This window comes from Ruminococcus flavefaciens 007c (genome assembly GCF_000571935.1).
In the GTDB taxonomy this organism is placed as follows: Bacteria; Bacillota; Clostridia; order Oscillospirales; family Ruminococcaceae; genus Ruminococcus; species Ruminococcus flavefaciens_F.
This window is the reverse complement of sequence record NZ_ATAX01000007.1, coordinates 62,429-82,095: the sequence shown is the minus strand read 5'-3', so window position 1 is coordinate 82,095 and position 19,667 is coordinate 62,429. Positions and strand designations below refer to the sequence as shown.

Here is a 19,667-nt window from a genome sequence, read left to right as displayed (position 1 = left end):
ACTCGCTTTTTGTGCATGATAAATCAGATTAGAAATTGTTATTTTGATTTTTAACACCACCTGTAAGTTGGATTCGGATTTATATCAAAAACAATTATAGCGTAACATTGCTGTACTGTCAACAGAAACGCCATAGTACTTTTATATGAGTACTGACCTTATGCTCCGTCCTTTTTGTGATAGATTTATGAGATATTTGATAAAAATATTGAAAAATTCTTCCGAATGTGCTATATTATATATAAAGGAATGAAGATGCGAAGCATTATGGTCGTGATAAGGAGAGATTCATATGATAAGAAGACTTATTGCTTTGATAGGGGCTGCACTTATGTCCGTGTGCCTTTTTTCATGTACGATGACGGAGATACCCGAGGAAGAAGTGGTGTGCAAGGTAAAAGTGCCGCCGAAGATGATGTTTTTAGGAGACTCGATAGCGGCAGGCTACGGCCTTGACGGGTATACCGACAGCGACAACAGCAAGTGCCGTTCCTACCCGAATATACTTAAGGAAAGATATGAGGAGGAGCTCGGCGGAGAGTGCGGGCATACCATGATAAATAATGCCGTTTCGGGATATACCTCGGACGATCTTATAGCTCAGCTGCGCAGCGGAGCACTGGACGATCAGCTCGGAGACTGCGACGCGGTAGTGGTGTCTATCGGCGGAAACGATCTCCTTGATATAATGCTTCAGCTGATGAAGAACATGGGCATAACCGAAAAGGGTGCCTTTGATAAGGGAGAGATCGACATTTTCAGTGCGGCTTCCGCATTTATGAGCATGAGCGGAGACATTGAGGATGCCCTTGAGCACTTCAACGACAATATAAAGGTGATCTCTGATGAGCTTTCTTCAAGGACCGACGGCGCGATCTTTATCCAGACACTTTATGATCCGCTGGAATATTTCAGCCAGTTCACCATGGTGACGGATTATTCAAAAGAGAAGATAGGCAAGCTCAATACAATTATTTACGAAAATGCTTCGGGAAGATACAATGTTATCGGTGTGGCTGAGGACTTCAGGGGCAAAGCAGGGGAACTCACACGCATCGGCGACTTTGATATCCACCCCAATGCGGCAGGCCATGAGGCAATAGCCGAAGATGTGGACAGAGCCCTGCGTGCCGAAGGATTTACATATACGACCACGGTCAGGGGAGAAAAACGGCTCACAGCCGATGGCAAAAAAGTCATAGCAGGCGGTATAACAGGCGGTGCCGTATTTATTGCAGCTGTTATATCGGCAGTAATAGTCTCGGCAAAGAAGAAAAAAAGTAAAAAGCAGTGAATAGACAAGCCCGAAAGCAGTTTTTGTACCGCTTTCGGGCTTACATCTTTATGAGCGCCTGCTGCTGCGGGCGTTTTCAGCTCAGATTCCCTTGAAGGTTATCTTCTTGTATTTTTCTGCTCTTTCTGCAACGATCCTCTGCTTTTCGGGATCCATGAAGAAGCCTCCCTGTACATCGGCGATCTCATCACAATGAACGCCTCTGCCTTCTTCAGTGGTTCGGTCACGCTCCAGACCGTTTTCGGCGATGACGAACTTCCACTTGCCGTCGTCGGTCTTTACCAGGTCTCCGCCTGCGCCGCATACGGCACATTCGATAGGATACTGAAGTCCGCCCCACTGCGGTTCACCCAGACACAGACAGTTGCTGTGGCAGTTCGGGCACCAGCCCGCATCGGGATCGCCCAGCCACTTGCGCTCTGCCGGCGGAGTATTGAGCGCCTTCATTACGTTCTGTCCTATCTCCCTTGCACGTGCCAGTTTTTCTTCGTAAAGAAGGACCTGTGCAGGTGCAGGTACCTGTGTGGCCATATACATGTCAACTACCTTGAAGCTGTTGGTTACGGTGGTTACCTGCATACATTCCATTGCCATGGACTGCCATGAACGTGTGGAACCGCCTACGGCTATGAGAGCGCCGACTCTGTCGCGGGGCTCGATAGCTCCGATCTTGGTGAGGAATGCCGACTCGTAAGCCAGATTGCGGTGCATGAACTTCAGAAACAGAGACGAAGGCATGAGAGCATAGGTAGGAGCGGAGAATATTACCGCATCCTGATTGAGCATAACATCCATTATCTTCTGTTTATCGTCCTGATTCTTCAGGGCACAGCCTGTGTTCTTGCCCATTGACATACCCATGGTACAAGAGGTGCAGCCTGTGCAGTCCAGCAGGTTGTAATCCTTGAGGTTTATCATAGTGATCTCTGCGCCAAGCTCCTGACAGGCAAGCAGAGCCTCCTTTGTAAGTATTTCGCAGTTGCTGTTTTTGCGTCCTGCGGTCACGCCCATTACTTTGAATCCCATAAACAAAACTCCTTTTCTTATATGTTTTAATGTTTAGATCTCAAGAGGTTTATTGTCGAGGTCCTTTGATTTGCTGTACTGATATGACGGGTGATAAGAGAGGGACGCCCGTACATTTATTTATAGTATAATTATACGTGATAATTTATAAAAAATCAATGTATATGTTATGAATAAATGTCACAATTATTTGTAATAAATATTGGTGGACTTTTTACTTGAAAAAAATATAATTATATGATAAAATAAAATTTAGGAGTTTGTGTGCATAAAAACTCAGTGCGTCGGTAAGCATCTGCTTGCAGGCGCTGTTTTTATTGTGCCGTGTTTCACCGGCGCCGCGAGAGACAGCCTGATGTGTGTATTTTATCCATTCTATACCATTTGTTTTATCGGCAGTAACTCAGAGCGCTTCTGAAGGCTTCGAAAATACATAATATAGTCAAAAAAACGTGAAAGCCCATGGCAAATTGCACCAATTCACCAAAACACCGAATGGTGTATTGACAACCCGGTGTTTAGGTGATATAATTATTAAGTGTGAAAATGCAGGCCTATACATAGTGATTATGTAGTTTTTCGCGTATTTATGCGGTTTATGTGGCGCTATGACGAGGCCTACGGCAAATATAACATTCTGTATATGAGCCGTTTGGTTTTTCATATGTCTACGCGGTACATTTAATATTTATCAGCAGTCAGACCGTGTATGGCTCTTTATAATAATTGTGTATCCGTCAGCGACGGAGCACAGGGCATCTGCCGCCGACGAAAACTCCGGAAGGCGGACGGATGAAGATCTTTTGATTTTTTGCTGAAGGTGGAATAATCATGAAACGTCGTAAAAAAGCTTATAACAGCTATTACAACCGCGTTATTAAAAGATTGATAGATGTTTTTATATCAGGTACTGCTGTGATAATATTATTACCTGTATATGTGATCATCGGTATTATGATAGCACTTGAAGATGGTTTTCCTGTATTGTACAGAGCCGACAGAGGCGGCTATATGGGAAGACCGTTTCGTATTGCTAAATTCCGTTCGATGGTAAAGAATGCGGACAAGATCGGCGGCGGTACTACCGCTCTCCATGACAGCCGCATAACCAGAACAGGAAATTTCCTGCGCAAGACCAAGCTTGACGAGCTCCCACAGCTGGTACAGGTGCTCAAGGGCGATATGAGCCTGATAGGCCCGCGTCCAGAGCTGCTGAAGTATGTGGATCAGTATGAAGGCGAAGAAAAGGACATCCTCAAGGTACGTCCCGGCATCACGGATTACAGTTCTGTCGAGTTCATCAACCTCGATGAGATCGTAGGCTCGGGAAATGCCGATGAAATGTATGAGAAGTACGTGCTCAAGAAAAAGAACAAGCTCAGAATAAAATATGCTCACACAGTCTCGTTCAGAACAGATGCGTATATATTGTTCAAGACTCTTTCCGCTGTTTTTAACAAGGCAACGGGATTTGTCTTTCGAAATGAACATAGATAAAATCAAGGGGGATATTAAATGGAATATCTAACACTAATGAACTCTGACCTGAAAGTATCCAGATTGTGCATGGGAGGCTGTCCCATGGGAGGCTATGGTTGGGGCGACGTTCAGGAGCAGGAATTGATAGATACAGTTCATGCGGCTCTTGACAACGGAGTCAATATGTTCGATACCGCTGATACCTACGGTCTCGGACAGAGCGAGATTACCCTCGCAAAGGCTCTTGGCAGCAAAAGAAAAGACGTTATCATCGCAGATAAATTCGGCGTGAGAGTCGGAGGCGGCAAGACTGTCTACGATAACAGCCCCGAATATATCGACATGGCGCTGGATGCAAGCCTGAAGCGTCTTGGTACGGATTATATAGATCTGTATCAGGTGCATTACAGGGACGGCGTTACTCCGCTTCCCGTTGTTATCGAGAAGCTGGAACAGCTCAAACAGGCAGGAAAGATCAGGTATTACGGCTTGTCCAATATCCATCAGGAGGACTATGAGGAGATCAGACCTTTTACTGGCAAGATCGTCAGTGTTCAGGACGAGTACAGCCTTGCCTGCAGAAAGAATGAGAATGATCTCAATACCCTGAGGGATGAATTCAGCATTTCTCCTTTCACATGGGGAAGTCTGGGACAGGGAATCCTGACAGGAAAGTACGACAAGTCCGTTGCTTTCGGCTCGGACGACAGAAGAAGCAGGGATATTTATGTGAACTTCCACGGGGAGAAGCTGCTGAAAAATCTGGAGATCGTCGATGTTATGCGCGGTATAGCCGAAGCCCACGATAAGCCCGTCAGTGCCGTTGCCATCAGGTTCATACTTGACTGGCTGAAGGGCTCTGTGGTGCTCGTCGGAGCAAAGAGACCTTCGCAGATACTCGGAAATATCCAGGGAGTAGACTGGAAGCTTACAGAGGATGAGATAAAGAAACTTGACGAAATATCAAAAGATTGAGGTGTAAAGGGATGAAGTATTCAAGCGAGCAGCTTGCGTGGCTGATACGCCGCCACGGTATAGAGATGACACATCTTTCCGGCGGAAGCCATATCGGCGCTATCCTTTCGGTAGCCGATATTGTAGCTGTTTTGTATGCTGATGTAATGAAGTACGACTGCAAGGTCCCCGAATGGAGCGAGAGGGACCGTTTCATACTCAGTAAAGGTCATGCAGGTGCATCTATATATGCCGCACTTGCAGAAAACGGCTTTTTTGAGGTCGAAGAGCTTAAGACTCACTACCAGAACGGAAGCAGACTTTCGGGACACGTTTCCCATCATCTTCCCGGCGTGGACTTTTCCACGGGTTCTCTGGGACATGGTCTCTCGGCAGGTACAGGCATGGCTTATGCCGCTAAAAAGGACGGCAAGTCCCATAAGGTGTATGTAGTTGTCGGCGACGGTGAGTGCGATGAGGGCTCAGTATGGGAGGCAGCTCTTTTTGCAAACCACTTCAGACTGAACAATCTCGTTGCAATAGTAGACCATAATCATATGCAGAGCCTCGATTTCCAGGAGAATACCCTCGAAATAGAGGATTTCGGCACAAAGTGGAAGGCATTCGGCTGGAATGTCATAGAGATCAACGGCAATGATCATGCTGAGCTCAAGGCTGCTTTTGCAAAGGCAGACGAGCTTTCACACAACTCGGATCATAAGCCCACAGTTATAATCGCAAATACCATCAAGGGCTGCGGAGTATCCTTCATGCAGAATGATATACTCTGGCATTACAGATTCCCCCATGACGGCTGGGAGTACGACAGTGCAGTCAGCGAGCTCTTCGCAAACAAGCCCGAGGGAGTTGCCGATCCTTACACACCTGACGGTATCAAGGATCCTGTTCTGCCCGGTGCAGACGATGATATCGGCAACGACCATACATTCTCTTATACGTGGAATACAGCCTACCCGGAAAAGATGCGCCGTGTTGAGGCAAAGTCGGGTTCCGCTGAACGTGAGCATAAGATATGAGGTGATTTGCTGTGAGAGATACTTTTGTAAAAACCCTGGTTGAACTTGCCAAAAAGGATAAAAAAATCGAGCTGATCACCGGAGATCTGGGATTCGGCGTATTGAAACCGTTCTGGGAGCAGGTGCCCGATCAGTTCACAAATGCGGGCATTGCTGAACAGAATATGACCTCTGTAGCCGCAGGTATGGCTCTGGAGGGAAAGACTGTATTCACTTACTCTATCGGTAATTTTCCCACCCTTCGCTGCCTTGAGCAGATCAGAAACGACTGCGCATATCATAATGCAAATGTCAAGATCGTCTGCATCGGCGGTGGATTCGTATACGGTTCTCTCGGCATGAGTCATCATGCTACGGAGGATCTGGCTGTAATGAGAGCTCTTCCCGGCGTTGTGGTAATGGCTCCCGCAGACCTTGTTGAAGCGGAGGAGTGTACAAAGGCTCTGGCTTCATATAAAGGTACAGCCTATCTCAGGCTCGGACGCGGCGGTGAAAAGCGTATCCATGAGAAGATCGACAATTTCAGGATCGGAAAGGCTATAAAGGTACATGACGGCAAGAGGATAGCTCTGTTCTCCACAGGTGCTATTTTTGAAGAGGTGACAGCTGCCTATGACGAGCTCAGAAGCAAGGGCTTCGAGCCTGCCGTATATACCTTCCCGACTGTAAAGCCCATCGACAGTGAGACCATTGAAGCTGTATCGGACAGCTTCGAGCTCATCGTGACCTGTGAGGAGCATAATATAGTCGGCGGCTTCGGTTCTGCCGTTGCAGAGGTAATGGCAGAGAACAGGAGCAACAAGGCTGCGCTGCTCAGGATCGGCATAAATGATGAATACAGCGTCAGAGTCGGCAATCAGAAGTATCTGCGTCAGCAGTACGGCATCGACAGCAGCAGCATAGTTAAGAAAGTCATGCAGCAGTTAGAGGGTTGAGAGAGGTAGCATATGGCCTATATGACTTCAGATTCTTTAAAGGAATTACAGGGCAGACTCAGCAGGGCTCTTTCAGAGTTCGACAGGATCTGTACCGAGGCGGGATGTGAATATTCACTTATGTGCGGAACTCTTCTGGGAGCTGTCCGCCATAAGGGCTTTATCCCCTGGGACGACGATGTTGACATCGTAATGTTCAGGGAGGAGTTTGACAGATTCCGCGAATACTGCGCTCATTCCGATAAAATGGGTGACGCTTATCTTGACGAGACGGACACATGGGTGCCCAGAATAAGGATAGACAGAAGCAAAGAGGTCTTTGTGGATATATTTATCCTCGATAAGGCTGCTCCCACGAAATCGGTGCAGAAGAAAACTCTGTTCAAGCTGAAAATACTCCAGGGCATGATGAAAAAGGATATAGTTTACAAGAGGTATTCTCTGCCCAATAAGATGCTCGTCCTTGCCACACATATCATGGGACTTCCTTTCTCCTTTGACTGGAAGTACAGAAAGTACCATGAGCTGGCACAGAAGTTCAATAATACGGATTCCAACAGATATTATATCGCAGACGGCGCCTTCAGCGTAATGTCTATGATATGGAAGAAAGCGGAGTTCTCTTCCTTCGCCAGATGCCCCTTCGGAGATGAGAAGTTCCTTATAACCAAGGCATATAAGCCTGTGCTCACAAAATTATACGGTCCCACATATATGCAGCTTCCGCCCGAAAAGGATCGGATACCAAAACATAACAGTTGAGGAGAAAAAGATATGTCTAATCTGCTTGAACCTATCTGGAAATCAGAATTGGAAACAATGGATGTGGTTTTTGACATCTGTAAGAAGCTTGATCTCAGATGCTATCTTGCCTATGGTACTCTTATAGGTGCTGTAAGACATCACGGCTTTATCCCGTGGGATGACGATGTGGATCTTGTAATGCCGAGACTCGATTACGAGCGCTTTCTGAAGGAGGCGGGAAAGTACCTCCCTTCTCATATGGTGCTCAATCATTATAAGCTTTCAAACTCAAAGTTTGCTTCCTCCACTCTCAAGGTGGAAAACACACAGTGCAAGATACTCCGTACATACGGATCTGTGGAGAAGTGGGCAAACGCATGGGTGGATATATGGCCGTCTGACGGTGTTCCTGACGGAAAGCTGCCGTACATGATGTTCAAGATCGGTACACTCTACCGTCTTTGTCTCTGCCGCCTCTGCGATATTGAGGTAAAGGGCGTTAACGCCGAGGAAAAGACTTTCATTGAGAACCTTATCATCAACGTGAACAAGGTGCTTCGTCTGGGCAAGCTCATGAGCAGAAAGAAGAGATATGAAAAGCTTGAGAAGTATTTCGCAAGACATCCCTATGATAAGTGCAGACGCACGGTAATGATAATGGGTGATGAGCGCTTTGAATCGACTATGCCCGTAAGCTATTACGGAAAGGCCGTATACCTTGACTTTGAAGGTAAGAAGTATCCCGCACCTGCCAAGTACGACAAGGTGCTTAGAAAGATATTCGGCGATTATATGCAGCTCCCGCCCGAAGACAAGCAGGTATGCAAGCACGTAGTAAACGTTAAGAGAGTAGGTGCGGAGAATGAGTGAGAAATACATCAGCCGTGAAAAGCTGAGAGAGGTTCAGCTCACGGAGCTGGAGATATTCAAGGCCATCAAGGACGTATGCGAGAGTAACGGCATACGCTATTTCCTTTCAAGCGGTACTCTTCTGGGGGCGGTGCGTCACAAGGGCTTTATCCCCTGGGACGACGATATGGACGTTTGTATGCCGAGACCTGACTACAATCGTTTCCGTGAGATAGTCAAGTCAAAGCTCCCCGAGGATTATTTCTGCATAGATTTCCGTGACAGGGATACAGATGATTTCACTGTGGGAACTATGATAAAGATAGCAAGCAAAAAGGTAAAGGTGCGCCGGCTCAGAGGCGACGGACGTACTCAGACGGTGGATAATGCCTGGGTAGACGTGTTCCCTCTTGACGGTATGCCCAACGGCGACCTGCACAGAAAGCTGTACGGATACAGACTGAAGCTCACAAAGCGTCTGCTTTCCCTTGCAAAGTGGAAGCAGGAGGGCGTGGCTCCTCAGAATTCCACTGCAAAGAAGATAATGAGGAAGTTCATCACAGTTCTTCATATACCTCAGCTTCTCAATCTTGACAGAAAGAAGCAGAGATACCGTATAGACAATCTGCTCCAGAAGTACGATTACTACAAGTCGGATTACTGTATAAATATGCTGGGCGATTACGAGCTCAGGGAGATCGTTCCCACAGCTATGTACGGAAAGCCGAAGGATATCCCTTTTGAGGGCGTTTCCGCGGCAGGTCCCAAGGATCCTGACGGCGTACTTAAGATAATCTACGGGAACTACATGAAGCTCCCGCCGAAGGATAAGCAGGTCTGCAAGCACTGTATAGATGTGATAAAAGGAGACTGATTGATGATCAGTGTTATCATAGCAGCATATAATGCTGAAAAATACCTGCCCGAGTGTCTGGATTCAGTCCTCGGACAGACTTACAAGGATCTTGAAGTGCTTGTGGTGGATGACGGCTCCTCCGATAATACCCTTGAGATAATCAATGAGTACAGCAGGAGGGATCCGAGAATTGTCCCTATACATCAGGAGAATATGGGCGTGGCAGGTGCAAGAAATACTGCCTTTGACCGCATGAAGGGTGAATACTTCACAATTATAGATGCAGATGATAAAATAGACACCAACGCCTATGCCGAGGCGCTGGAGGCTGCCGAAAGCACAGGAGCCGATATGGTCATATGGGGTCTGGACAGGTTCTCGGAAAAGGGGATCGTCCCTCAGCCTGATCCTATGCTGAAGCAGGGACTTTATGAAGGAAAAGAGTGCAAAAAGCTCTGGCTGGACTTCATTTACCGCGAAAAGCGCAGAGTAGTGCCCTTCCTTCACTGCCGTATGTTCAGGACGTCGATCCTGAGGGAGCATGGACTCAGACTCAACGACAAGCTGAAAAGATCAGAGGACTATATGCTCCTGAGCGAGTTCCATTTCTTCTGCGGCAGGGTCTATTCCATGACGGACAGAAAATTCCTGCATTACCGCCAGAACGAGGAGTCCATAACACATAAGTATGTGGAGGATTACTTCGGCATGGTAAAGCTCATATACGCTGAGATCAAGGCCTTTGCCAAGGAAAACAAGGCTTATTCCGAGGAATTTGCCAGAAGGGCAGACCGTATGTGTCTTTACAGGACATTCATGTCCATTGAGAACGAGAATCTCCATATGGTCTCACAGAAGGAGAAGCTGAAGAATGTCCGCAGTTTCCTTTGTGATCCTCTCGTAAAAGGAGCCGCAAAAAGGATAGGCTTCAGGGACGGAAAACGCCTTTACGGAAAAAAATACTACGCCATGAGGCTTGGACTTGCATCAATGCTTCTGAAGTTTTGCAAAGGATAGACCGGTATGAAACTGAGATTTAAAAACCTTGATGCTTTATTTGAGTATGTCCTGTTTTTTGGAACAATTCTTGTATTATGGACGCCAAACAGCTATTCGTATATACTTCCTCAGGGATTTTATGGCCTTTTCAGATGGTTTCAATATCTGGTGGCAATCTGTCCCGCAGCTCTCGTCATCGTAAAGAAAAAGGTCAATCTGATGTATGTACTGAACTGTGTGTTCTGTATTATACTGATGTTTTCAACGGTGATATATCATGGACACATACACAAATGCTTGAACTATGTTGCTCCACTGATCGGTACCGTTTCTCTTATCGTGCTGTGTATAGGTTCGGGCAGAGAAAAAGAGTTGCTTTTGGTGTTCAGGTACGTGCTGACGGCGTATATTCTTATAAATATAGCCACTTACTTCTTGTTTCCTAATGGACTGTATACGACTCCGAAGGTAATTAGACTTGATGATAAGCCCAACACCTTCCTCGGAAACAGAAACGCCTATAAGTTCTATGGACTTATGCTTATTCTTTTCTCATATTTGGAGGAGTCACTCAAGAAGAAACAAAAACGTGTAAACTATAATATGATTGCGGCTCTGGGGCTTTCGCTGCTTATGGAGGTACTGGGCGAATCTCTTACGGGTTCGATAATAATAACAGCTATCGCTCTTTATTACTTCTTTGGAGATAGGATAAAGACAATAAGAAAAATAGATCCGAGGATACTTTATTTTGCAGCATCGGGAATAGTTGCTTTTTCACTTATTTTCCTTGCAGTCGGACAGTATACTGGGCTTCTTGCAATGGCTTTCGGAGAGAATATCACTTTCTCGCACAGAACCTTTATTTGGGTCGCTGCTGAGGAAGTCATAATGAAACACCCTGTACTCGGAATAGGAAGTCAGGCGACGGATGTAACTTTTGTTTTTCTTCAGAACGTCAATTGTCATGATCAGTATCTTGAGGTAGCATTGCGTGGAGGTTTCGTAGCTCTCGGTATGTTCATGTTTATCGTATGGACGGGGATGAACAAACTCTCGGAATACAAGAAAAGTCCCATAGTTCCTTTCTTTGCAGTATGTATTTTTGCTGCAATGGTAATAGATATGGTAGAATGTGAGACTTATTCCTATGCATTCCTTTCATATTTTACGGCAATGGCTTACAGCTGGCGGTATTCGTCGTTATATGCCGAGAAGAGAGTCGGCAGAAAGAAAAAGCTGGTTTTAAGGCTTACATAAGCCTGTGATTTTTTGATAAATATAAAGAGGAGGATATGGTATAATGCTGAATTTTACAGTCGGTCCTGTAATGTCGAGTGATGAAGTGATCGAGGTCGCAAATCATTCAACACCTTATTTCAGGACACCTGAATTTTCACAGATCATGCTTGAGAACGAGAAAATGATCCTTGATATGCTCCATGCTCCCGAAAAGAGCAGATGTGTATTCCTGACTACATCGGGTACAGGTGCAATGGAATCCTGCGTCATGAATATTCTCAGCGACAAGGATAGGGTCATCGTTATCAACGGCGGAAGTTTCGGACATAGGTTTGTAGAATTATGCGAGGTCCATGGCAGGAATTTTACTGAGGTCAAGTGCGAATTCGGCAGACAGCTCAGAAAAGAGCAGCTGGAAGGTCTTGAGGATCATACGGCTCTGCTGATAAATATGCACGAGACTTCTTCAGGTGTTCTGTATGATATGGACCTTGTTTCTGATTTCTGCAAAAAGAATAATATCATGCTCATAGTTGACGCCATAAGCGCGTTTATCGCAGATGAGCTGGATATGGAGAAGATGGGGGCTGCCGCTGTACTGACAGGCTCACAGAAGGCTCTGGCTGTTCAGCCGGGCATCTCTCTTATCGCGCTGTCACCTGCCGCTCTGGAAAGAGTTGAGGAGAATAAAGAGGTATGTATGTACCTCAGTATGAAGCAGGCTCTCAAAAACGGAGAAAGAGGACAGACTCCCTTTACACCTGCTGTTACCACTCTTCTTCAGATACACAAGCGCCTTGAGCTTATAGTAAATAACGGCGGAATCGCTGCCGAAAGAAAAAGGATAGCATCCGTAGCAAAGACATTCAGGGACGGCATCAGCGATCTGCCTTTTGAATTTGTTTCGGAATCGCCTTCAAATACAGTTACCTCTCTTCATCCCACAGGCGTTTCCGCAAAGGAGATCATCCGTATACTCAAGGACGAGTACCACATCTGGGTATGCCCCAACGGCGGAGAACTGGCTGATACAGTATTCAGAGTGGGACATATAGGCAATATTACAGATGAAAACAATCAGGAGCTCCTTGACGCGCTCCATGATATGTCAAAACGCGGTCTTCTGTAAGCTTTGACATGAAGTACGGAATATGATACGGAGAATTATCCTATGGTCAAGGTTATAACTTACGGAACTTACGATCTGCTCCACTACGGACATATCCGACTGCTGGAACGTGCCAAGGCTCTCGGTGATTACCTTATAGTCGGCGTGACCAGTGACGACTTCGACAAGACCCGCGGAAAGATCAATAATCAGCAGTCCCTGACCGACCGTCTTGAGGCGGTTCGTGCAACAGGAATTGCCGACGAGGTCATAGTCGAAGAGTACGAAGGTCAGAAAATAGATGACATACGAAAGTATAACATAGATATTTTCACTGTCGGCTCGGACTGGCAGGGGCATTTCGATTACCTCAGCAATTACTGCAAGGTGGTATACCTCTCACGAACCGAAGGCGTGTCAAGTACAGAGCTCAGAGCGGACAAGAACCACGTCCGCATCGGTATCATAGGTGAGACCGATACGACTCTGACGAGCATAGACAAGTTCATGAGAGAGGTCAGATATGTCAACGGAGTCGAGCCCGCTGCGATCCTCGGAGACCACAGCTGGAACGGTCTGGAGAATATCGAGGACTATGACGAGTTCCTGGACAGGGTCGATGCAGTGTATGTGGCTTCACATCCCTCTGCACATTTCAGGCAGGTCTCTGCCGCTCTCGAACACGGCAAGCACGTGTTATGTGAGTCGCCCTTCGCTCTGACGGCAGCCGAATGTGAAAAGCTCTTTGAGCTTGCAAAAGCAAATAAATGTATCCTTATGGAAGGAATAAAGACTGCATATGCCACTGCCTATGAAAGACTGCTTCTCCTGATAAAATCAGGAAAGATAGGCGAAGTCGTTTCTGTGGACAGCGTATGCACCAGTATGAAGGACTTCGGAGCCTGCAGCCCCGAAATACTTTCAAAGAACTGGAATACCATAACGGAATGGGGCCCTCCGGGACTTCTGCCTGTATTCCAGATACTGGGAAGCGATTTCATAGGTATGAATATCGCTTCAAAAATGATCGAAGGCACAAAGGATTTCGATATATTCTCAAAGATAGACCTCACTTATCCCTCGGCAGTTGCCTCTGTACGCATAGGCAAGGGCATGAAGTCGGAAGGGGAGCTTGTGGTCTCAGGTACAAAGGGGTATATCATAGTTCCTGCGCCGTGGTGGAAAACAGACTATTTTGAGGTTCGTTTTGAAGATCCCTCAAATAACAAAAGGTATTTCTATCAGCTGGACGGCGAAGGCATACGCTACGAGATAGCGGCATTTGTCAGAGCCATAACAGCAGGCAGGCAGGACGCATACGTTGATCCTGCGGTATCAAAGGCAATCTGTACGGTAATGGAGAAATTCTACTCGGGAAATATCCATTGCCTGAAGTAATTATTAAAATCAAGGAGAAATGGAAAATGAAAGCACTTATTCTGAACTCCGGTCTCGGCACCCGCATGGGAGTATTGACCTCGGAACACCCCAAATGTATGACAGAGATAAGTACAAACGAGACTATCCTGTCACATCAGCTGAAGCAGATCGCAGACGCAGGTATAACTGAAGTCGTAATGACAACAGGCTTTTTTGACAGCGTTCTTGTCAATTACTGCCAGAGTCTCGGACTGCCGCTGCATTTTACATTTGTAAAAAACCCTGTTTACGACAAGACAAACTATATCTATTCTATCTACTGTGCAAGAGAGTCCCTCGATGATGACATCATTCTCATGCACGGCGACCTCGTATTTGAGAATGAGGTATTCGATAAGGTAGTTGACTCAGAGACCTCCTGCATGACAGTATCTTCTACACTTGAGCTCCCCGAGAAGGACTTCAAGGCTGTTATCAAGGACGGTTATGTACAGAAGGTGGGCATTGATTTCTTCAATGACGCTATGGCTGCTCAGCCCCTTTACAAGCTGAAGAAGGACGACTGGAAGAAGTGGCTGGATAAGATGGTTGAGTTCTGCGAGTCGGACAACACAAAGGTATATGCCGAGAATGCACTCAACGAGCTTGACGGTCAGTGCAATATCGCAGCTCTCGACGTACAGAATATGCTTTGCTCGGAGATAGACAATCCCGAGGATCTTGCAGTTGTAAGTGCAAGACTCAAGGAGGTCGAGAACAGAACAGTATATATGACCTTCTCTACTGATATAATCCACGGTGGACACATCGCCATTATCAAGAAGGCACAGCGCCTCGGCAAGCTCATCATCGGCGTTCTTTCCGATGAGGCAGTTGCAGGCTATAAGAGATACCCCCTCGTACCTGCTTCCGAGCGCAAGGTGATGTTCGAGAATATTGCAGGCGTATACAAGGTAGTTGACCAGAAGACTCTCAGCTACAAGGAAAACCTTGAGCAGTACAAGCCCGATATCGTTGTACACGGCGACGACTGGGTAAACGGCTTCCAGAAGCCCGTTCGTGACGAGGTAGTATCCATACTTGCTTCCTACGGCGGAAAGCTTGTTGAGTTCCCTTACTCCAACGACAGCAAGTACAAGGCAATGGAGGACAGAGCAAGAGCAGAGCTCTCACTGCCTGATGTAAGACGTTCAAGACTCAAGAAGACTCTTGAAATGAAGGGCCTTATCACTGCTATGGAAGCTCACAGCGGTATCACAGGCCTTATCGTTGAAAAGACAAAGGTATATCAGGACGGCGGCACAAAGCAGTTCGACGCTATGTGGGTAAGCTCACTCTGCGACTCTACCGCAAAGGGCAAGCCCGACATCGAGCTGGTCGATATGACAAGTCGTTTCCGTACAATAGATGATATTATGGAAGTTACCACGAAGCCTATCATCTTCGACGGCGATACAGGCGGACTTACAGAGCACTTCGTATATACAGTAAGATCACTGGAGCGTATGGGCGTTTCAATGGTCATCATCGAGGACAAGACAGGTCTGAAGAAGAACAGCCTCTTCGGTACAGAGGTACAGCAGACTCAGGATAGCATCGAGAACTTCTGCGAGAAGATCAAGGCCGGTAAGAGAGCTCAGAAGACAGCTGATTTCATGATCTGTGCACGTATCGAGAGCCTTATCCTCGAAAGAGGAATGGACGATGCGCTTGAGAGAGCATTTGCCTTTGCAGGTGCAGGAGCTGATGCAATCATGATCCACAGCCGTAAAAAGGATCCTTCAGAGATCTTCGAGTTCATCGAGAAGTTCCGTGAGAAGGACAAGACAACTCCCATCGTACTCGTTCCTACATCATTCAATGCTGTATACGAGGAAGAGTTCAAGGAGCGCGGAGCAAATATCATCATATATGCTAACCAGCTCACAAGAACTGGTTTCCCTGCAATGCAGGATGCTGCAAAGACTATCCTTGAGAACCACAGAGCTAAGGAATGTGACGATAAGTGCATGAGCATCAAGGAGATCATCACACTTATCCCGGAGGAATAAGCGATGAGCCAGAAGATCATTACAGCTGAAAACGGCTATGCAGAGCTTGACCGCTGGGTAAAGGAAAACAATATAAAGAAGCTGATGCTGGTATGCGACAGCTCTCTGCAGTTCCTTACCTCCATAAACGAGCATCTGCCAGAAATAGATACCGAAATGATCAGATTTGACGATTTTCAGCCAAACCCGCTGTATGAATCGGTAGTAAAAGGCGTTGATATATTCAGAAGTAGCGGCTGCGACGGCATTATGGCCATCGGCGGCGGCTCCGCTCTGGATGTTGCAAAGTGCATAAAGCTTTACAGCAATATGAAGGGCGACGGAGCTGAAGGCGGCTATCTCAGTCAGGAGATAGTTCCCAACAGCATCCCCTTCCTTGCAGTTCCCACAACTGCCGGCACAGGCAGCGAAGCGACACGCTATGCGGTAATATACTATCAGGGAAACAAGCAGTCCGTAGCGGATTACAGCTGTATCCCCGAGACTGTTATGTTTGATCCCAGTGTTCTCAGGACACTTCCCGTATACCAGAAGAAGTCCACTATGATGGATGCTTTCTGCCACGCCATCGAATCCTTCTGGTCAGTGAACAGCACTGACGAGAGCATGGGTTACAGCAGGGAAGCTATAAAGATCATACTTGAGAATATGGACGGCTATTTTGCCAATGACGATGCAGCCAATGCCAATATGCTCAGAGCTGCAAATCTGGCAGGCAAGGCTATAAATATAACGCAGACCACAGCAGGTCATGCAATGTGCTATAAGCTCACAAGCCTTTACGGCGTATCCCACGGTCATGCGGCAGCTCTTTGCATAAGGAAGCTTTTCCCTTATATGATAACTGCTGTTGATAAGTGCATCGATAAGAGAGGAGAGGAGCATCTCAGAAAGATATTCGGCGAGATCGCAGCTGCAATGGGCTGTGATACAGCTGAAAAGGCAGCTGAAAAGTTCAATGAGATCTTCGGAAAGATCGGTCTTGAAGTCCCCAAGATGAGATCAGAGGCCGATATAGATATTCTCAAGACCTCCGTAAATCCCGTAAGACTTAAAAATAATCCTGTCGGACTTGATGTTCCGACTGTGGAAAAACTTTATAGAGAGATTTTAGGTGAATAAAATGAAAGTTGAAAAACTCGTTGAAATTATAGGCGCTGATTTCTATACAGGCGTCCCCGACAGCCAGCTCAAGGCTCTTTGCAATTACCTGATGAACACATTCGGTATCGACAAGCACCATCATGTTATCGCAGCAAACGAGGGTAACTGTACTGCTCTTGCAGCAGGTTACCACCTTGCTACGGGAAATGTGCCCGTAGTTTATATGCAGAACAGCGGCGAAGGCAATATCATCAACCCTGTTGCAAGCCTTCTCAACGACAAGGTCTACGCTATCCCCATGGTATTTATCGTAGGCTGGAGAGGCGAGCCCGGTATACACGATGAGCCCCAGCATATCTATCAGGGCGAGGTTACAGTAAAGCTTCTCGAGGATATGGACATCGCTACATTCATAATCGGCAAGGATACTACCGATGACGAGGTAAAGGCTGCTATGGAGAAGTTCAGAGCAGTTCTTGCAAGCGGCAAGCAGGTAGCATTCGTTATCCGCAAGGGCGCGATCAGCTATGACGAGAAGGTCGTATACAAGAACGACAATACAATGGTGCGTGAGGAGATCATCCGCCATATCGTAAAGGTAAGCGGCGAGGATCCTATCGTAAGCACAACAGGTAAGGCAAGCCGTGAGCTCTTTGAGATCAGAGAGGCCAACGGACAGTCACATAAGTATGACTTCCTTACAGTAGGTTCAATGGGACACAGCTCATCTATCGCTCTCGGCGTTGCTTCCGAGAAGCCTCAGCAGAAGATCTGGTGTATCGACGGTGACGGCGCAATGCTCATGCACATGGGAAGCATGGCTCTTCTCGGAGCTAACAAGCCCAATAACATGGTTCACGTTATCATCAACAACTCTGCTCACGAGACTGTAGGCGGTATGCCCACAGTTGCAGGTCAGATAGACATAGTAGGCGTTGCAAAGGCCTGCGGTTATCCCAATGCTGTAAAGGTAGACAGCTTTGAGAAGCTTGACAGCGAGCTTGCTGCTGCAAAGGCAAGAAACGAGCTCTCACTCATCGAGGTAGAGTGCTCTATCGGTGCAAGAGACGATCTTGGCAGACCTACTACAACTGCTCTTGAGAACAAGCAGAACTTCATGGACTATATCGCAACACTGTAAAGGATAGTCTGGATATGGCCAAAAGAAAATCTATGGGACTAAATGCGGTACTGAGCGGTATCAAGACCATCTTTTCGGTAATCTTCCCGCTCATAACCATCCCATATGTTACAGATGTACTCTCTCAGGATAATTACGGAAAATACAATTTCTCCTATTCTGTGATGCAGTATGTTGCTATGTTCGCAGCTCTCGGAATAAACACCTATGCTATCAGAGAATGCGCAAAGGTCAGAAATGACCGTGCAAAGCTGGATCAGACGGCGTCCGAGATATTCACCATAAATGTCATAGCGACCATAGCTTCATATGCCGTACTGGCAATAGTACTGCTCATACCCTTTTTCCGCCCCTACAGAGCTGCCATCGTCATTCTCTGTATAAATGTACTTTTTACCACACTGGGCTGTGAGTGGATATATTCCGCATATGAAAAATACTTCTACATCACTGTAAGAAGCCTTATAACTCATGTGCTTTCACTTCTGCTGCTCTTTGTACTGGTAAGAAAAGAGGACGATATACTGCCCTACTGTGCAGTCACTGTCATGGCAACTTCCAGCGGAAACCTTCTGTATCTCATAGGACGAAGAAATTACGCAAGGATCAGATTTAAGATCACCGACGGTATAAAGCGGCATATCAAGCCTATTATGACAATGTTCGCCAATACCGTTACCACCAGTATCTACGTAAACTCCGACGTGCTTATCCTGGGATTTCTCACAACAGACAGCATCGTTGCGCTGTATTCGACCTCGGCAAAGATATACACTATCGTAAAGAATGTCCTTGCAGCGGTCATAACAGTATCTGTTCCCCGCCTTTCAAGCTACTGGGCAAATAAGGATACAGAGAAATTCAACAGCACCTGTCACCGCGTATTCACCGCTCTCATGGTACTTGGAGCACCTGCAATGATAGGTCTTGCGTCACTGAGCAAAAACGTGATACTCCTTATCACAAAGCCCAAGTACGTTGACGCTACATTCTCACTTCAGATACTCAGCGTAGGACTGCTTTTCAGCGTGTTTGCCTGGTTCTATAAGTCATGCATACTTATCCCCACAGGCAATGAGGACAAGATACTGAGAGCTACAGTTGTGGCTTCCATTCTTAATATCGGCCTCAACTTTGCCCTTATCCCCTTCCTCAAGCACAATGCTGCTGCTCTTACCACACTGATCGCAGAGGCGATATGTCTCGGCTTTGCTTATCACTATGGCAAGAAGTACTATAAGCTGAACATAAAGCTCAAGGACTGGCTGTCGGTGGTAATAGGCTGTGTGCTGATACTGATTACCTGCATATGCGTTCCAATGTTCATACACAGGAACATATTCATAGTAATGGTTGCCTGCAGCGCATCTGTCATACTTTATTTCGCAACACTGTTCCTCTTTAAGAACAGCGTGGCTGTTATGGGCTTAAAGCTCGTGAAAAAGAAATTAAAAATAGGGGCATGACA

The 19,667-nt window shown here is 46.5% G+C and carries 17 protein-coding genes and 1 pseudogene; 17 read left to right on the top strand and 1 reads right to left on the bottom strand.

What is annotated here, in order from left to right:
- Positions 1–292 precede the first annotated feature (292 nt).
- Entirely contained in the window at positions 293–1,294 is a 1,002-nt protein-coding gene (locus RF007C_RS01695) for an SGNH/GDSL hydrolase family protein (RefSeq protein WP_037296629.1), read from the top strand.
- A gap of 81 nt (positions 1,295–1,375) precedes the next feature.
- On the opposite strand, the gene RF007C_RS01690 is transcribed toward RF007C_RS01695, so the two are convergent.
- Entirely contained in the window at positions 1,376–2,320 is a 945-nt protein-coding gene (locus RF007C_RS01690; protein WP_037296627.1) for a flavodoxin family protein, read from the bottom strand.
- A gap of 831 nt (positions 2,321–3,151) precedes the next feature.
- On the opposite strand from RF007C_RS01690, the gene RF007C_RS01685 reads away from it, so the two are divergent.
- The 16 genes and pseudogenes from RF007C_RS01685 to RF007C_RS01615 all read left to right on the top strand — a co-directional run bounded on the left by RF007C_RS01685 (position 3,152) and on the right by RF007C_RS01615 (position 19,665).
- Positions 3,152–3,817 (top strand): sugar transferase, encoded by a 666-nt coding sequence (locus tag RF007C_RS01685; RefSeq protein WP_037296625.1) that lies wholly within the window; start codon positions 3,152–3,154, stop codon positions 3,815–3,817.
- An 18-nt stretch (positions 3,818–3,835) separates the two neighbouring features.
- Positions 3,836–4,774: an aldo/keto reductase gene (locus RF007C_RS01680; RefSeq protein WP_242836256.1), complete on the top strand. Its 939-nt coding sequence runs from the start codon at positions 3,836–3,838 to the stop codon at positions 4,772–4,774.
- A gap of 11 nt (positions 4,775–4,785) precedes the next feature.
- Positions 4,786–5,790, top strand: a complete 1,005-nt coding sequence (locus RF007C_RS01675; protein ID WP_037296618.1) for a transketolase — start codon at positions 4,786–4,788, stop codon at positions 5,788–5,790.
- A gap of 11 nt (positions 5,791–5,801) precedes the next feature.
- Complete coding sequence (locus tag RF007C_RS01670; protein WP_037296616.1) at positions 5,802–6,725, top strand: transketolase family protein; 924 nt, start codon at positions 5,802–5,804, stop codon at positions 6,723–6,725.
- 12 nt (positions 6,726–6,737) lie between these two features.
- Entirely contained in the window at positions 6,738–7,487 is a 750-nt protein-coding gene (locus tag RF007C_RS01665) for a LicD family protein (protein ID WP_037296614.1), read from the top strand.
- Positions 7,488–7,499: 12 nt separating this feature from the next.
- Complete coding sequence (locus RF007C_RS01660; RefSeq protein WP_037296612.1) at positions 7,500–8,339, top strand: LicD family protein; 840 nt, start codon at positions 7,500–7,502, stop codon at positions 8,337–8,339.
- Positions 8,332–9,192, top strand: coding sequence for a LicD family protein (locus RF007C_RS01655; RefSeq protein WP_037296610.1), 861 nt, complete (start codon positions 8,332–8,334; stop codon positions 9,190–9,192). Before RF007C_RS01660 ends, RF007C_RS01655 begins: the two co-directional genes overlap by 8 nt.
- Positions 9,193–9,195: 3 nt before the next feature.
- Entirely contained in the window at positions 9,196–10,191 is a 996-nt protein-coding gene (locus RF007C_RS01650) for a glycosyltransferase family 2 protein (RefSeq protein ID WP_037296609.1), read from the top strand.
- Between the two features lie 6 nt (positions 10,192–10,197).
- Positions 10,198–11,433: an O-antigen ligase family protein gene (locus RF007C_RS01645; RefSeq protein ID WP_037296608.1), complete on the top strand. Its 1,236-nt coding sequence runs from the start codon at positions 10,198–10,200 to the stop codon at positions 11,431–11,433.
- A gap of 43 nt (positions 11,434–11,476) precedes the next feature.
- Entirely contained in the window at positions 11,477–12,544 is a 1,068-nt protein-coding gene (locus tag RF007C_RS01640) for a pyridoxal-phosphate-dependent aminotransferase family protein (RefSeq protein ID WP_037296607.1), read from the top strand.
- 42 nt (positions 12,545–12,586) lie between these two features.
- Complete coding sequence (locus tag RF007C_RS01635; protein ID WP_037296605.1) at positions 12,587–13,921, top strand: Gfo/Idh/MocA family oxidoreductase; 1,335 nt, start codon at positions 12,587–12,589, stop codon at positions 13,919–13,921.
- Between the two features lie 26 nt (positions 13,922–13,947).
- Positions 13,948–14,328 (top strand): annotated as a pseudogene (locus RF007C_RS18275) (NTP transferase domain-containing protein); the annotation flags it as partial.
- A gap of 345 nt (positions 14,329–14,673) precedes the next feature.
- Positions 14,674–15,954 (top strand): phosphoenolpyruvate mutase, encoded by a 1,281-nt coding sequence (aepX, locus tag RF007C_RS18270; RefSeq protein ID WP_176662196.1) that lies wholly within the window; start codon positions 14,674–14,676, stop codon positions 15,952–15,954.
- A 3-nt stretch (positions 15,955–15,957) separates the two neighbouring features.
- Entirely contained in the window at positions 15,958–17,076 is a 1,119-nt protein-coding gene (locus RF007C_RS01625; protein WP_037296603.1) for a phosphonoacetaldehyde reductase, read from the top strand.
- Position 17,077: 1 nt separating this feature from the next.
- Complete coding sequence (gene aepY / locus RF007C_RS01620) at positions 17,078–18,199, top strand: phosphonopyruvate decarboxylase (RefSeq protein ID WP_037296602.1); 1,122 nt, start codon at positions 17,078–17,080, stop codon at positions 18,197–18,199.
- A gap of 14 nt (positions 18,200–18,213) precedes the next feature.
- Complete coding sequence (locus tag RF007C_RS01615) at positions 18,214–19,665, top strand: oligosaccharide flippase family protein (protein ID WP_037296600.1); 1,452 nt, start codon at positions 18,214–18,216, stop codon at positions 19,663–19,665.
- Positions 19,666–19,667 lie beyond the last annotated feature (2 nt).

Bases quoted from the DNA above. Each gene is read 5' to 3' on its own strand.
- RF007C_RS01695 (WP_037296629.1), top strand. From the start codon at position 293: ATGATAAGAAGACTTATTGCTTTGATAGGGGCTGCACTTATGTCCGTG.
- RF007C_RS01690 (WP_037296627.1), bottom strand. From the start codon at position 2,320: ATGGGATTCAAAGTAATGGGCGTGACCGCAGGACGCAAAAACAGCAAC.
- RF007C_RS01685 (WP_037296625.1), top strand. From the start codon at position 3,152: ATGAAACGTCGTAAAAAAGCTTATAACAGCTATTACAACCGCGTTATT.
- RF007C_RS01680 (WP_242836256.1), top strand. From the start codon at position 3,836: ATGGAATATCTAACACTAATGAACTCTGACCTGAAAGTATCCAGATTG.
- RF007C_RS01675 (WP_037296618.1), top strand. From the start codon at position 4,786: ATGAAGTATTCAAGCGAGCAGCTTGCGTGGCTGATACGCCGCCACGGT.
- RF007C_RS01665 (WP_037296614.1), top strand. From the start codon at position 6,738: ATGGCCTATATGACTTCAGATTCTTTAAAGGAATTACAGGGCAGACTC.
- RF007C_RS01660 (WP_037296612.1), top strand. From the start codon at position 7,500: ATGTCTAATCTGCTTGAACCTATCTGGAAATCAGAATTGGAAACAATG.
- RF007C_RS01655 (WP_037296610.1), top strand. From the start codon at position 8,332: ATGAGTGAGAAATACATCAGCCGTGAAAAGCTGAGAGAGGTTCAGCTC.
- RF007C_RS01650 (WP_037296609.1), top strand. From the start codon at position 9,196: ATGATCAGTGTTATCATAGCAGCATATAATGCTGAAAAATACCTGCCC.
- RF007C_RS01645 (WP_037296608.1), top strand. From the start codon at position 10,198: ATGAAACTGAGATTTAAAAACCTTGATGCTTTATTTGAGTATGTCCTG.
- RF007C_RS01640 (WP_037296607.1), top strand. From the start codon at position 11,477: ATGCTGAATTTTACAGTCGGTCCTGTAATGTCGAGTGATGAAGTGATC.
- RF007C_RS01635 (WP_037296605.1), top strand. From the start codon at position 12,587: ATGGTCAAGGTTATAACTTACGGAACTTACGATCTGCTCCACTACGGA.
- aepX (WP_176662196.1), top strand. From the start codon at position 14,674: ATGACCTTCTCTACTGATATAATCCACGGTGGACACATCGCCATTATC.
- RF007C_RS01625 (WP_037296603.1), top strand. From the start codon at position 15,958: ATGAGCCAGAAGATCATTACAGCTGAAAACGGCTATGCAGAGCTTGAC.
- aepY (WP_037296602.1), top strand. From the start codon at position 17,078: ATGAAAGTTGAAAAACTCGTTGAAATTATAGGCGCTGATTTCTATACA.
- RF007C_RS01615 (WP_037296600.1), top strand. From the start codon at position 18,214: ATGGCCAAAAGAAAATCTATGGGACTAAATGCGGTACTGAGCGGTATC.